This window comes from Pusillimonas sp., from assembly GCF_035515275.1.
Classification (GTDB): domain Bacteria; phylum Pseudomonadota; class Gammaproteobacteria; order Burkholderiales; family Burkholderiaceae_B; genus Pusillimonas.
In genome coordinates, this window is the sequence record NZ_DATJBQ010000039.1 from 1 (window position 1) to 14,715 (window position 14,715).

Genomic DNA, 14,715 nt, shown 5'->3' on the forward strand with positions numbered 1-14,715 from the left:
GACGCGCCCGCCGAAGATGTGGTGCACGACCTGCGCGAACTAATATAGGCAAATATCCCCCCCAGCGGGCTTCTTCAAGGCAAAAAAAAGGGACACCTTGTTGGTGTCCCGCAAACATCCGCTTCAAAAGGGAGGGGATTGAGGAGAAGCAGAAGCGGACGGTAGAACAAAATACAACCTAGGTTGTACTCAGCATTGCTCATGTTGTTTAGTCCGCTTTGATATGCGTAAGTTCTCGTGCCTTCCTATTATTTTGAATCCAAACGTTACCGCCACTGGAATCTTGCGTAAAACCGGCTCGCGGGGTTGTATTAGTCGTCGCTAAGCGCCACACGCATCTTTTTAAAGGCGGCGGCTTCGATCTGGCGAATACGTTCGGCCGACACACCGAATTCGGCGGCCAGGTCGTGCAGCGTGGCGCCGCCCTCGTCTTGCAGCCAGCGAGCCTCGACAATACGACGCGACCGCGCGTCGAGGCCTTCGAGAGCCTGCAGCAAGCCGCTGGTTTGCAAGGCGTCGAACGCCTTGCGTTCAAGCACTTGCGAAGGCTCCTGGCCTTCGTCGGACAAATAGGTGATGGGAGCAAAGCCGTCCGCGTCATCGTGCGGCGCCTCAAGCGCCATCTCCTGACCGGAAAGACGGACTTCCATCTCGCTGACGTCTTCGGGGCGCACGTTGAGTTCGCGGGCAATGTCTTCGACCTGAGTGGGGTCAAGCGTCTGACCGTCGGGCCGCATGCGACGCAGGTTGAAAAACAGCTTGCGCTGGGCTTTGGTGGTGGCCACCTTCACCATGCGCCAGTTACGAACGATGAATTCGTGTATTTCAGCCTTGATCCAGTGCACCGCAAACGACACCAGGCGTACACCGCGATCGGGGTCGAAGCGCTTGACCGCTTTCATGAGGCCGACGTTGCCTTCTTGAATCAGGTCGGCGTGCGCCAATCCGTAACCCAGGTACTGCCGGGCAATGGAAACCACCAGACGCAGGTGCGACAGCACCAACTGGCGGGCGGCGTCAAGGTCAGACTCGTCGCGCAAGCGTACGGCCAGGTCGGTTTCCTGCTGCTGTGTAAGCATGGGCAGGCGATTTACGACTCCAATGTAGGCTTCGATCGTGCCCAGCGCGCCCGGATTGGACACAGCCATGGCCAGAGCGTTGTTTGATAGAGCCAAAGATTGGGTTTGGGTTGTCATCAGTTCTGACTATCCTTGTAGATGGTAATCAAAGGGCGGACAAAGAATTATGATCTTAGCACTCTCGAGCATTGAGTGCTAATTGTAAGACTGAGCGCGGGGCTAAAAGTTCGTTGATGGATTTAGCGCCGTATGATCTCGCGCAGCATGTCTACCAGGCGGTCTGCGTGGTCGGGTTCGAACTTTTCGAGCAGCCGATGCTGATGCTGCATGGCTTGATCGCACAAGCCGCTGATTAGGCGCGCGCCTTTGGGGGTGATTTTTACCAGGGTCTGGCGTCGGTCGGCCCGGGCGGTGGTAAGGCTGACATAGCCTTCGGCCTCGAGCCGCGGCAGCACCTTGCTGAGCGTGGGCTGCTTTGTAACAGCCAGCTCGGCCAGCTCGCCCACGGTCTCGCCTTCGCCCTCAATAAGGCTGCCCAACACCCGCCATTCAGTAACGGTCAGACCCGCCTTACGTACTTCTTTGTGGAATTCTTCGGAAATACGATGACTGGCCAGTGCCAGCACTGACGCCAGATAGCGATGAACAAACCGCGGCTGGGATCCGTCAGTATGCATAAAATATCCCTTCTAAACCGTTCGAGGTGCAGCGCCGCGAACGGCTGAATTACCCCCGCAAAAATCGTATTCCAATTAAAATGAAGCGTCAATGTAATGGTTTGCCCTTATACCCAAGCACCTGTTCTTTAAATTAAATTTCAATAATCCATGAATTTTCATGTTTTATTGACAGCGCTTTACATCTTATCCAAATCAATCGAATAATGCCCGCCCTTTGGCGGCCCCGGTTGTTCATGCATTACCGCTGCCGGTAGACCCTACTCTATCTGGAGACCCCATGGCAGAACGTTCATTCAAGAAAGAAGTACAACAGCTTCGCATCGCCCCGGGCGAAGAATTTCGCGGCGAAGGCATTTTGGCCGTCACCAAGGCGCTGTTGCAATCGGGCGTCAGTTACGTGGCAGGCTATCAGGGTGCGCCCATTTCGCACTTGATGGACGTGCTCGCCGACGCACAAGACATCCTTTCCGAACTGGGCGTGCACTTCGAGGCCAGCGCCTCGGAAGCCACCGCAGCGGCCACGCTTGCCGCTTCGGTAATGTACCCGGTACGGGGCGCCGTAACCTGGAAATCCACCGTGGGCACCAACGTGGCCTCCGACGCCCTGGCCAACCTGGCGTCGGGTGGGGTAACGGGTGGCGCTTTGGTCATTGTGGGCGAAGACTACGGCGAAGGCTCCTCGATCATGCAAGAGCGTACCCACGCTTTTGCCATGAAATCGCAAATCTGGCTGCTCGACCCACGGCCCAACCTCGAAAGCATGGTCAAGGCCGTCGAAGACGGTTTTCAATTGTCCGAGGCCAGCAACACGCCGGTCATCTTGCAGTTGCGCATTCGCAGCTGCCACGTGCACGGCCGCTTCATTACCAAAGAAAACAAACGGCCCGAGTTCACACTGGCGCAGGCACTTGACAACCCCGCCCGCGACGTCAGCCGTATCGTGTTGCCGCCTGCATCGTTTTTGCACGAGCAAGAAAAGGTCAAGACCCGCTGGCCCGCCGCGGTCAAGTACATCAAAGAGAACAAGCTCAACGAATTCATCGACGGCGAGCTCCAGGACATCGGCCTTATTTTACAAGGCGGCCTGTACAACGGTGTCATTCGCGCATTACAGCTGCTGGGCCTGGCCGACCACTTCGGAAACAGCCGCATTCCGCTTTACATCATGAACGTCACCTATCCGGTGATCGACGACGAAATAAACGAGTTCTGCCGCGACAAGAAAGCAGTGCTGATGCTCGAAGAAGGCCAGCCCAACTATATCGAGCAGAACATCGCGACCATCTTGCGTCAGGCCGGCATTCACACGCTGCTTTCGGGCAAAGACGTGTTGCCGGTTGCCGGCGAGTACACCACCGCTGTGCTGCGCGACGGCCTTCAGGCCTTTCTTGAAAAGCACCACCCCGAGGCCCTGCCGGTTATTGACGTAGCCGCCGAAGCATCGGATGCCGCCGCCCCACAGGCTGCCGCCACGGCAACCGCCACAGCTACTGCCACCATGCCCCCTCTCGAAGAAGACGGCGACATGGCCTCGCAAGAAGACCAAACCCTTTCACCGAGTGGCATGCCAGGCAACGGGCACGCAGCGGCAAGCAACGGCACACCCACGGTGATACCGCGCGTGCAGCCCATGAAGGTAGATCAGGTAGCGCGCAAGGTCTCGGCTCAGCCCATCAGTTTCCAGCGACAGGTCAGCGAGCTTTCCAGTGTGGTGCCGCCCCGGCCGGCGGGCTTCTGTACAGGTTGTCCCGAGCGCCCGGTGTTTTCGGCGCTGACCCTGGCTCAAGAAAAGCTGGGCGAACACCACATTGCCTGCGACATCGGCTGCCACCTGTTTTCCATTCTGCCTCCGTTCAACCTGGGCGCCACCACCATGGGCTACGGCCTGGGCGCTTCCAGCGCGGCGGCCTTTAACGTGCCGTCGTCCAAACGCTCAATTTCCATCATGGGCGACGGCGGCTTCTGGCACAACGGGCTGGCTTCGGGCATAGGCAACGCCGTGTTCAACAAGTACGACGGCGTCATTATTATTATCGACAACTTCTATGCCGCCGCCACCGGCGGACAAGACGTTTTGTCTTCGCGCGCCTTCAACAAGACCCGCTCAACCAACAACCCCATTGTCGACGCCGTAAAGGGCGTGGGTGTGAAGTGGGTGCGGGTGCTCGAACGCACCTACAGTGTGTCAAAGGTTCAGGCCACTATCGAAGAGGCCCTGACCACCCCCGAGAAGGGCCCCAAGGTCATTATTGCGCAGTCGGAATGCATGCTTAATAAGCAAAGGCGCATCAAGCCGCAAATACGAGCGGCGCTGAAGGAAGGCAAACGGGTGGTCAAAGAGCGCTTCGGCGTCGACCCCGATGTCTGTACCGGCGACCACGCCTGCATCCGCCTTTCGGGCTGCCCCTCGCTTACGGTCAAAGACAGTGGCGACCCGCTCAAAGAAGACCCCATCGCCTACGTCGACAATACCTGCGTGGGCTGCGGAAACTGTGGTGAAGTGGCTCACGCAGCGGTGTTGTGCCCCTCCTTCTACCGGGCCGATCTTATCCAGAACCCTTCACAGTGGGATCTGTTCAAAGCCAAGGTACGCCAACGCGTCATCGGGCTTTTGCAGGCTCGCCGCACACAGCGCCTGAACCAATATTCGTTTTAATAATCGACCATGACAAGCACTCAATTCAAACCGGGCACGCCCATTAAAATCGCCATTCTGGCCATGGGCGGCCAAGGCGGCGGCGTCTTGGCCGACTGGATCGTCGACATGGCCGAGCACGCCAGGTGGTGGGCGCAAACCACCTCGGTACCGGGCGTTGCCCAGCGTACCGGCGCCACCATCTACTATCTCGAAATGCTGCCCGAATCCGACGTCGAGGCAGCCGGAACGCCTCCCGCGTTGGCCATGATGCCCACTCCGGGCGACGTCGACCTGGTAGTGGCAGCCGAGCTCATGGAAGGCGGCCGCGCCATTCAGCGCGGGCTGGTCACCCCAGACCGCAGCACGCTTATCTCGTCGTCGCACCGCAGTTACGCCGTGGGCGAGAAATCGGCGCGTGGCAACGGCATCGCCGATTCGAACAAGGTCATCGAAACCGGCCAGGCCGCCGCAAAGCGCTTTATTTGCCTTGACCTGCAAGCCCTGGCCGACCAGGCCGGCAGCGTCATCAGCGCCAGCCTGTTTGGCGCTGTCGCGGGCAGCGGCACCCTGCCGTTTGCTCGCGAAGACTACGAAGAAACCATCCGCCGCGGCGGCGTGGGCGTCGAGGCCAGCTTGCGGGCATTCGCACTGGGCTTTGATGCCGCCGCCAATGCCCCCGCAGAAGCCGCGCGCATCGACACCGAACGGCCCGTACCTGCGGTGCCTGAAACCGCCACGCATCCACGCATACGTAAACTGCTCGACGACCTGAAGCAGAACTTTCCAGCCCAGGCCCAGCCCATGCTGGTGGCCGGGCTGCGCCGCACCATCGACTTCCAGGACCCCGCCTATGGCGCCAAATACCTGGATCGCGTCCGCAGCCTCTGCAAGCTCGACGAGCAGTACGGCGGCCCGGCAAAGAACTGGGCGCTAACCTCTGCAGCGGCGCGCTACGTTGCCGTGGCCATGGCCTACGACGACGTCATTCGAGTGGCCGACCTTAAAACCCGCGCAGCCCGCTTCGAACGGGTACGCGGCGAGGTCGGAGCAAAATCCGACCAGTTGCTGTACACCACCGAATACATGCACCCGCGCGTCGAAGAGCTGTGCGGCACCATGCCCGCCCCGCTGGGCCGTTGGGTCGAAAACTCCAAGTTCGCCAGCGGCTTTCTGGAGCGCTTCTGTCGCAAGGGCCGGTTCCTGCAAAGCGGCACGCTGACGGGCTTCCTTATGCTGTACAGCCTGGCCGGCATGCGTCGGTTCCGCCGCAGCACATTGCGTCATCGCATCGAACTCAAGAGCCTCGAAGACTGGCTGCGTCTAATCGAAGAAACCGCTCCGGTCGACTACGATCTGGCGGTTGAAATCGTCAATAGCCGACGCCTGGTCAAAGGCTATAGCGACACGCATGAGCGCGGCGAAAGCAAATACCGACGCCTTATCGCGGCCGCCGCACAGCTGCGTGGCCGGCCCCATGCCGCCCAGCGTCTGCGCGAATTGCGCGAAGCTGCGCTGGCCGACGACAAAGGCAGCAAACTGGACACCATGCTGGCAGAAGACATGAAACTGGCGGCATAACCCTGTGGCGCGCACGGCCCACGCCCAACGCGCGCCGCATTGCTCTCGACGAGGCCAAACCATGAGTTACCGCAACAACCCCGAAGCCGTGCAGGCATTGGTGCGCCCCTCTGAGGTGCACCGCGATCTTTTCATTAACGACGAGATCTTCCAGCTTGAAATGGAGCACCTGTTTGCCAACACATGGGTATACGTAGGCCATGCCAGTCAGGTGCCCAATGTGGGCGACTACTTCACGACCACGGTCGGCGACCAGCCGGTGGTCATGGTTCGGCACAACGACAACACCGTGCGCGTCATACACAACCGTTGCCCGCACAAAGGCTCTATGGTTGTTAACGAGCCCTACGGCAATACCGGCAAGTTCTTTCGCTGCCCTTATCATGCCTGGTCGTTCAAGACCGACGGCTCGTTGCTGGCGCTGCCCTTGAAGCGCGGCTACGACCCCGATCATTTCAAGCAAACCGAAGCATCGGGCGGCATGGCTCAGGTCGAGAACGTACGCAACTACCGCGACTTCATCTTCTGCCGCCTGAGCCCCGAAGGCCAGAGCTTCGAAGCGTTTTTCGGCGAATCGCTAAGCACACTCGACAACATGGTCGACCGCTCACCCGAAGGCAAGCTTGAGGTTGCCGGCGGCGTGCTGCGTTATATGCACGATTGCAACTGGAAGATGTTGGTCGACAACCAAAGCGACACCTGCCATCCCATGATCGCCCACGAATCGTCGGCCGGCACCGCCGTAAAGGTCTGGAACGAAGCCCCGGAAGGCACGCCCAAACCCATGGCAGTCGAGCAATTTGCTCCGTTCATTTCGTCGTATGAATTCTTCGAGGGCATGGGTATTCGGGTCTGGGAGAACGGCCATGGCCATACCGGCGTCAGCGACTCCATTCATGCCGCCTACTCTAATGTAGAGGGCTACCAAGAAAGCATGGTCAAGGCCTACGGCGAAGAGCGCGCCAAACAAATATTGGGTGACGTGCGGCACAACACCACGTATTTTCCCAACATTATGGTCAAGGGCCCAATCCAGACGCTCCGTATCTTCAAGCCCCTGGCTGCCAACAAAACCCTGGTCGAGTCCTGGACCTTCCGGCTGGTGGGCGCGCCCGACCAATTGCTGGAACGCACACTTATGTACAACCGGCTCATTAATGCCCCAACCTCCATGGTGGGGCATGACGACCACGAGGTCTATGAGCGCGCCCAACTGGGCCTGCACTCGCGCGGGCGCGAGTGGGTCAACGTAGCGCGGCTGTACGACCCCACTGAATTCGACCGAAAGAACGAAGTGACCAACGGCACCAACGAATGGCAGATGCGCAATCAGTATCGGGCCTGGGCTCACTACATCACAGCCGACATGCTGCAAAAGGAGCCCGCATGACCGCCATTACCGATCAGCAACTGATCAACTTCGTCTACGCCGAAGCCCGCATGCTCGACGAGCGACGTTTCGAAGCCTGGCTCGACCTGCTTACCGAAGACGGCTATTACTGGATGCCGCTAGCCCCCAACCAGTCCGACCCGCGCCTGCATACCTCGCTTCTTTACGAAGACAAGCTGCTGCTTCGCGTGCGCATCGAACGCCTGGCGGGCCAACGTACTTTCTCGCAACAGCCCGGCAGCCGAAGCCACCACTTGCTGGCCCGCCCCGAAATCGAAACCAGCCACGAATGGCATGCCCCTGATAAAGGGCAGTACGTGGTTCGTACCGCTTTTCACTATGTCGAGACCCGCCTTGATCAACAAGTGCTGTTTGCGGGCTGGACCACCCACCAACTGGTCAGCACCGAAAAGGGCCTTCAGATAAAGCTGAAACGCGTCGACCTGGTCAATTGCGACGCAGCCATGCGCAGCATTCAACTTCTTATGTAAAAAGGGGCACCTCTTGTCCTTGACGGTATATCAGGCTTTTTGTGAAACCACTCAAAAGTGGCCCGACAACCCCTTTGTGCAGGTGCTTGCTGAAACCGCCGAGATCTACGGTACGGCGTCGGGCGAACTTAGCTATCGCGGCGCTTTGGCTGCGATTGAAGCCCACAAGGCCACCTATCAGCAAGCCGGCTACGGTCACGGGCACCGCGTGGGGCTGCTGCTCGAAAACCGACCGTCATTCTTTTTGCACTGGTTCGCCCTGAACGCCCTGGGCGTATCGGTCGTGCCCATCAACGGCGACCTTCGCGCGGCCGAACTTGAATACCTGGTGGGCCATTCAGAAATCGTGCTGGCGGTGGCCCTGTCTTCGCATCACGAAGCCCTTCGGGCAGCGGCCGACGCAGCCAACCGGCCGCTTGGCATTATTTCCAACGGCCAGAAGCCGCCCGCCGCAGCCTTTGCCCCGCCGCTTGAAGGCAGCCCCCCTAACGACCAGACCGAATGCGCCTTGCTGTATACATCGGGCACCACCGGGCGACCCAAGGGGTGCATTCTGCCCAACGAATACTTTCTTCATGCAGGCAACTGGTACGCAAAAATCGGCGGCTTGGCCGCCCTGCGCCCAGGCCAGGAGCGCATGCTCACACCCCTGCCCCTGGTCCATATGAACGCCATGGCGTGCTCGACCATGGCCATGGTGGTCACCGGCGGATGCCTTATTGCACTCGATCGTTTTCATCCGCGCAGCTGGTGGAACTCGGTGCGCGAATCCCGCGCCACCGTCGTTCACTATCTGGGTGTCATGCCGGCCATACTCATGAAGGCCGAGCCCAGCCCCGACGACACCCGCCACGAGGTGCGTTTTGGCTTTGGTGCCGGCATCGACCGCAGCTTGCACGAGCCTTTCGAAAAACGCTTTGGTTTCCCATTGCTTGAAGCCTGGGCCATGACCGAAACCGGTTCGGGGGCCGTCGTCATTGCCAACCATGAGCCGCGCTTTATCGGCAGCAGTTGCTTTGGCAAAGAGCAAGACGACGTACTGGTGCGCATCGTAGACGACGCCGGCCAGGAAGCCGGCGTGAACCAGGACGGCGAGCTTCTGGTGCGCCACGCCGGCGATAATCCGCGCTTCGGGTTTTTTGCCGGCTATCTGAAAGACCCCGAGGCCACCAACGAAGCCTGGAAAGGCGGATGGTTCCATACCGGCGACATCGTCCGGCGCAACGAGCAGGGTTATTTGCACTTTGTCGACCGCAAAAAGAACGTGATACGACGCAGCGGCGAGAACATTGCCGCCGTCGAGGTAGAAAGCGTTTTACTGCAGCATCCGGCCATCAAGGCCGCGGCGGTAGCCGCCGTGCCCGATCCGCTACGCGGCGACGAGGTGCTGGCCTGCCTGGTGTGCCAGCCCACACCCAGGCAGGACGACATGCAGAACCTGGCGCGCGACATCGTTTCGTGGAGCCTGACCCAGCTGTCGTACTTCAAGGTGCCGGGTTATGTGGCTTTTGTTGACGCCCTGCCGCTAACCCCCACCAACAAAATACAGCGGGGCGAGCTTAAGGCCCTGGCGCCCACCTTGCCGGGCTCGCCGCATTGCGTCGATACGCGCGACCTGAAGAAACGACAGGAAACTCCATGAGCCCGCGCCGTTCAGGCTATGAAGGGGTCGTAGCCACCGTGCCCGTCACCGTGCCGTACGTGCGCTATTCACAGCACAGCGCGCATTGGTGGCTGGGCAGGGCCTTGGGCGAGCTGATCAAACAGGCGGGTATCGCCAAAGATCAGGTCGACGGCATGTGCGTGTCCAGTTTTACGCTGGCGCCGGACACGGCGGTGGGCCTGACCCAACATTTAGGCATGTCGCCCAGGTGGCTCGACCATATACCCATGGGCGGCGCCAGCGGCGTGATCGGCCTGCGGCGCGCCGCCAGGGCGGTACAAAGCGGCGACGCAAGCATCGTGGCCTGCATTGCGGGCGACACCAACCATGTCGACTCATTCCGACAAACAGTCAGCCAGTTTTCGCGCTTTGCACAAGACGCCGTATACCCATACGGTGCCGGTGGGCCCAACGCCAGCTTCGCTTTGCTGACCAGCAACTACATGCGCGAAACCGGCGCACGACGCGAAGACTTCGGCAAACTGTGCGTGGCGCAACGCGCCAATGCGCTGGGCAACCCCAACGCCCTCATGAAAAAGCCGCTTACCCTTGAGCAGTACCTTGAGTCGCGGGTCATTGCCGACCCTATCCATCTTTTCGACTGCGTCATGCCTTGCGCCGGCGCCGACGGTTTTTTGGTGATGCGCGAAGCGCAGGCGCGCAAATTGAACCTGCCTTTTGTTCGCATTTTGTCGACCATCGAACGCCACAACGCGTGGGTTGACGACCCCATACAAATGCGCGGCGGCTGGACCATGGACCGCGACGAATTCTACGAGCTGGCGGGCGTAGGCCCCGAAGACGTCGACCTGATGCAGGCCTACGACGACTATCCGGTCATTAACATGATGCAGATCGAAGACCTTGGCTTTTGTGCCAAGGGCGACGGCCCCGCATTCGTGCGCAAGCACAGCTTTACCACCGATGGCAGCTTTCCGTTCAATACCAATGGCGGTCAGCTTTCGGTCGGCCAGGCCGGCGCAGCCGGTGGATATCTGGGCATGATCGAAACCCTGCATCAGCTAACCGATACAGCAGGCACACGCCAGGTGGCCGAGGCGCGCATCGGCCTGGTCAGCGGCTTCGGCATGATCAACTACGACCGCGGCCTGTGTACCGCCGCAGCCCTGCTCGCCCGGAGCGACCCATGACCCAACCGCTATCCCGGCCAACCAAAAAAGATCCTGTCGCCCGCACCAGGCTTCCTACCACCCCGCCCGACAATCGTAGCCGCCAGGCACACGGCCTGACCGCCGCAGCAGCCGAGGGCCGTTTCGAACTGCAGGTGTGTCAGGCTTGTTCGGCAGTGCAATACCCCCCGCGTGAAGTCTGCCACGCCTGCCTCAGCGAACAATTACGCTGGCAGCCGGTAGACCCTTCGGGACGCCTGCTTGCCATAACCACCCTGCATCACAGCAACGACCTGTATTTTCGCGAGCGCCTGCCCTGGCGCGTCGGCACGGTGCAGCTAAACTCGGGCCCCAGCGTCGTGGCCCACGTACACGGCGACTGCAACGAAGGCGAGACCGTACGCCTTAGTCTTAAGCTCGATCGCAGCGGCCAGGCCGTGATGATCGCGCTACCCACCAAGGCGACCCCCAACATGCAAGACGACAAAACCTTACGCGAAACCTCTTGCGACCCGAAGTTTCGTCGTGCCCTGGTTACCGACGGCAAGTCGGAAACAGGCCTGGCGGTTGCGCAGGCGCTGCTCGACGCCGGAGCCACCATGGTGTTTGTGGGCGACCCCACACCCTGGCGCAAAGCCGCACAATTCGAGGCGCTGTGCGCCGACCCGCGCGTGCAGGTACAAGCACTTGATGTCACCGACACCGACTCGGTCCAAAGGCTGTCGCGCTCCATAGGCGGCAAGATCGAGATCCTGGTCAATACTGCCGGCTATGAACGCGACGGCGGCCTGCTGCACAACCGCGACCTGATCAAGGCCCAAGACTCGTTCAACATCAATTGCGTCGGGCTGATGCGCCTGGCCCAGCATTTTGGCCCCGGTATGGCGGGCCGCGGGTCTGACGGCGTCAATAACGCTGTCGCCTGGGTGAATGTTTTATCCATCTTTGCCCACATGAACCTGCCCTCGCAAGGCATCTGGTCAGCTTCACAAGCTGCGGCGCTATCCATGAGCCAATGCCTGCGCAACGAGTTTCGCCCGTCGGGCATCCGTGTGGTCAATGTGTTCTCGGGGCCCCTCGATTACGAATGGCAGCAGCTTACACCTGCGCCGCGCGTTACGCCGCAGGCACTGGCGCGCGCCATCGTCAAGGCATTGCAGGACGGCGTCGAAGACAGCTATGTGGGCGACGTCGCCCAAGAGTTTCGCGCGCGGTTGCGCGACAACCCCAAGGCCCTTGAACGCGAGCTGGGCGCTTAGCCTCGTATAGCAAATGGCACTATCACCAGAAGGAACCACCATGACGACCTCCGTTCTGGGCCAGTTCATGGCCGAGCTGCTGTCGGGCAAGATCAAAATCGTCGACCTGACCGAAACCCTGACGCCCGAGTTTCCGACCATTGTCCTGCCGCCCGAGTTCGGCCAGGCCTGGCCCTTTCGCATCGAAGAAATCTCGCGCTATGACGAGCGCGGCCCGGCCTGGTACTGGAATAATTTTTCGTGCTCGGAGCATACCGGCACCCACTTTGACGCACCCGTGCACTGGGTCAGCGGAAAAGACCAGCCCAACAATACTGTCGACACCATCCCTGTCGAGTCGTTCATTGCCGAAGCCTGCGTCATTGACTGTTCGGAGGAGTCGCGCGCCAACCCCGACTTTCTATTGACCATTGAATTCGTCGAACAATGGGAAGCCAGGCACGGTCGCATCCCCGCCCGATCGTGGGTGTTCATGCGTACCGACTGGTCCAAACGCGCCAAGCCCGTTGACTACCTGAACATGGACGACGAGGGCGCACACTCGCCAGGGCCCGACGCCCAAGTGGTGCCATGGCTGATCAAAGAGCGCGATGTGCATGGTTTTGGTACCGAATCGGTTGGCACCGACGCCGGTCAGGCTCAGCATCTGGACCCGCCGTTTCCGTGCCACTATTACATGCACGGCAACAACCGCTACGGCTTGCAGTGCATGACCAATCTTCACCACTTACCCCCCACAGGCGCGGTCATTTTCTCGGCACCGCTAAAAATTCGCAGTGGTTCGGGAAGCCCCTTGCGCGTGCTGGCCCTTGTTCCGTCTCATGTTGCTTCCGGAGAATCGCAATGAGCGCATCCCACACAGCCATCGTCACTGGCGGCAGCGCCGGCATTGGCGCTGAAATCGTCCGCCAGATGCTCGATGCCGGTTATGAGGTGGTATCCATGGCCCGGCGCGCGGCCGATTTCAAGCACGAACGACTGCACAATGTGCAGGTCGACCTGCTTGACCCAAACGCCACGCAGCAGGCAAGCGCCGACGTGGCAAAAAGGTTTGAAGTGACGCACTTCGTGCACAACGCCGGGGTCATTTGGCCCAAGCTGCTGCCCGAGGTCCAGCTTGACGACCTGCAGGGGCTTACCCAGATTCATCTGGGTTCGGCCATTCAGATCACACAGGCCTGCCTCCCGTACATGCAAAAGCAGCAGTTCGGTCGCATTGTGCTGATGTCGTCACGCGGTGCGCTGGGCCTGCCCACCCGCACGGCCTATTCGGCCACCAAAGCAGGCATGGTGGGCATGGCCCGCACCTGGTCGTTGGAACTGGCCGCCAGCGGCATCACGGTCAACGTCGTAGCGCCCGGCCCCATACAAACCGATATGTTCTACGACGTGGTTCCCGCCGGCAGCGAACGTGAACGCAATATTGCCAAGGGCATACCCGTTCAGCGCCTGGGCCGGCCCGACGACGTGGCCCGCGCGGTCATGTTCTTTTGCGAACCGGCCAACAGCTTCGTTACAGGCCAGACCTTGTATGTCTGCGGGGGCGCCAGCGTCAGCTCGGTCACCATCTAATACGTGTCAACGCAGCAAAACCGGCCCACCCGAGCCGAAATCGGGAATGTCCTTATCCTGGCCTGCAGCCAGAGCCTTTTCACCATCACGACCATCACGGTAATGACGCTGGCCAGCGTCATCGGCCTGCGGCTGGGCCCCGACCCGTCGCTGGCCACGCTTCCTATTGCGCTGATGATGTTCGCTACCGTACTTACCACCTTGCCGGCGTCGCTGCTGATGAAACGAATTGGGCGGCGCGCGGGTTTCATGCTGGGGGCCACCGCCGGCGGCCTGGGCGGCGGTGCATTCATGCTGGCCGGCGTTGCCAACGCGTCGTTCGCGTTGTTCTGTGCCGGCATGTTCCTGATCGGCATCTACCAAAGTTTCGCCATGTATTACCGGTTCGCGGCAGCCGATGTGACCCGGGCGCAGTTTCGCAGCAGAGCGATTTCATTCGTGATGGCAGGCGGTGTGATCTCCGCCCTATTGGGCCCGTTGAATGCGCGCGCCTCGCTCGATCTCATCGAGGCAATCCCCATGGGTGGGCCGTTCTTGATGACCCTGCTGGCATCGCTGCTTGCCTTCGTGGTTCTGACCGGGCTGCGTGTTCCCGACGACCAAGCCCACGCCCCGCAAGCGCTGCCGGCCACGCGCCCGCTAAACCAGATTGCACGCCACCCGGGCTTCATTCCGGCCGTGCTGACCAGCAGCGTGTGCTTTTCGCTGATGGCGCTATCTATGACTGTCACGCCGCTGGGCATGCAGGAGCAAGGGTTCGACATGGCTGACATTACATTCGTGGTGCAAAGCCAGGTGCTCGCCATGTTCATACCGGCCTTCTTTACCGGAGCCCTGATCAATCGTGTCGGGCTGCTACCAGTGCTTTGGAGCGGCGTCGGTTTGATGGCTGCGGCCATGTTGATTGGCGCCGTGAGCTCGACCATACCCGTGTACATGGCCTCGCGCATCGCGCTTGGCATAGGCTGGAACTTCATGCTCATAGGCAGCGCTTTGCTGCTCTCGACCACTCATCGCCCCGCCGAACGCGGCAAAGCACAAGGGGTCAACGACCTGGCCATGTTCAGCCTCGTGACTGTCGGCTCGATGACCGCAGGCCTGCTGCTGCAACGCCTGGGCTGGAACACCTTGCACCTGGCCTCGTTGATTCCGGTCGCCGTGGTTGCCGTGTCGCTGCGGCGTATGTCTCGCAAGCACTAAGCACTAAAGGCGCAGGAGCAAGCCGTGAAGGCCCT

General features: G+C 60.4%; 12 protein-coding genes. 10 read left to right on the forward strand and 2 right to left on the reverse strand.

Annotation, left to right across the window (positions count from 1 at the left end):
* Positions 1-311: 311 nt before the first annotated feature.
* Together rpoH and VL003_RS02450 are read right to left on the reverse strand one after the other, a co-directional pair.
* A complete protein-coding gene (rpoH, locus tag VL003_RS02445; RefSeq protein WP_325439229.1) occupies positions 312-1,196 on the reverse strand; it encodes an RNA polymerase sigma factor RpoH in 885 nt (294 codons plus the stop codon).
* A gap of 122 nt (positions 1,197-1,318) precedes the next feature.
* A complete protein-coding gene (locus VL003_RS02450; protein WP_325439231.1) occupies positions 1,319-1,756 on the reverse strand; it encodes a MarR family winged helix-turn-helix transcriptional regulator in 438 nt (145 codons plus the stop codon).
* 280 nt (positions 1,757-2,036) lie between these two features.
* On the opposite strand from VL003_RS02450, the gene VL003_RS02455 reads away from it, so the two are divergent.
* From VL003_RS02455 to VL003_RS02500, 10 genes are all read left to right on the forward strand, one after another.
* Entirely contained in the window at positions 2,037-4,415 is a 2,379-nt protein-coding gene (locus VL003_RS02455; protein WP_325439233.1) for an indolepyruvate ferredoxin oxidoreductase subunit alpha, read from the forward strand.
* A gap of 9 nt (positions 4,416-4,424) precedes the next feature.
* Positions 4,425-5,975 carry an indolepyruvate oxidoreductase subunit beta family protein gene (locus VL003_RS02460; RefSeq protein ID WP_325439235.1) on the forward strand — a complete coding sequence of 517 codons (1,551 nt, stop codon included), beginning with the start codon at positions 4,425-4,427 and terminating at the stop codon, positions 5,973-5,975.
* Between the two features lie 61 nt (positions 5,976-6,036).
* The gene (locus VL003_RS02465; protein ID WP_325439237.1) at positions 6,037-7,365 is read left to right on the forward strand and encodes an aromatic ring-hydroxylating dioxygenase subunit alpha; all 1,329 of its coding nucleotides are present in this window, start codon (positions 6,037-6,039) and stop codon (positions 7,363-7,365) included.
* Positions 7,362-7,856, forward strand: a complete 495-nt coding sequence (locus tag VL003_RS02470) for an aromatic-ring-hydroxylating dioxygenase subunit beta (RefSeq protein WP_325439239.1) — start codon at positions 7,362-7,364, stop codon at positions 7,854-7,856. The genes VL003_RS02465 and VL003_RS02470 overlap by 4 nt, the downstream gene beginning before the upstream one ends.
* A gap of 13 nt (positions 7,857-7,869) precedes the next feature.
* The gene (locus VL003_RS02475; RefSeq protein WP_325439241.1) at positions 7,870-9,498 is read left to right on the forward strand and encodes an AMP-binding protein; all 1,629 of its coding nucleotides are present in this window, start codon (positions 7,870-7,872) and stop codon (positions 9,496-9,498) included.
* The gene (locus VL003_RS02480; RefSeq protein WP_325439243.1) at positions 9,495-10,670 is read left to right on the forward strand and encodes a thiolase family protein; all 1,176 of its coding nucleotides are present in this window, start codon (positions 9,495-9,497) and stop codon (positions 10,668-10,670) included. The genes VL003_RS02475 and VL003_RS02480 overlap by 4 nt, the downstream gene beginning before the upstream one ends.
* Positions 10,667-11,908 (forward strand): SDR family NAD(P)-dependent oxidoreductase, encoded by a 1,242-nt coding sequence (locus tag VL003_RS02485; protein ID WP_325439245.1) that lies wholly within the window; start codon positions 10,667-10,669, stop codon positions 11,906-11,908. The genes VL003_RS02480 and VL003_RS02485 overlap by 4 nt, the downstream gene beginning before the upstream one ends.
* Positions 11,909-11,948: 40 nt before the next feature.
* Entirely contained in the window at positions 11,949-12,755 is an 807-nt protein-coding gene (locus VL003_RS02490) for a cyclase family protein (protein ID WP_325439247.1), read from the forward strand.
* Positions 12,752-13,480 carry an SDR family NAD(P)-dependent oxidoreductase gene (locus VL003_RS02495; RefSeq protein WP_325439249.1) on the forward strand — a complete coding sequence of 243 codons (729 nt, stop codon included), beginning with the start codon at positions 12,752-12,754 and terminating at the stop codon, positions 13,478-13,480. Before VL003_RS02490 ends, VL003_RS02495 begins: the two co-directional genes overlap by 4 nt.
* Positions 13,481-13,483: 3 nt before the next feature.
* A complete protein-coding gene (locus VL003_RS02500; protein ID WP_325439251.1) occupies positions 13,484-14,680 on the forward strand; it encodes an MFS transporter in 1,197 nt (398 codons plus the stop codon).
* The last annotated feature ends 35 nt before the right edge of the window (positions 14,681-14,715 follow it).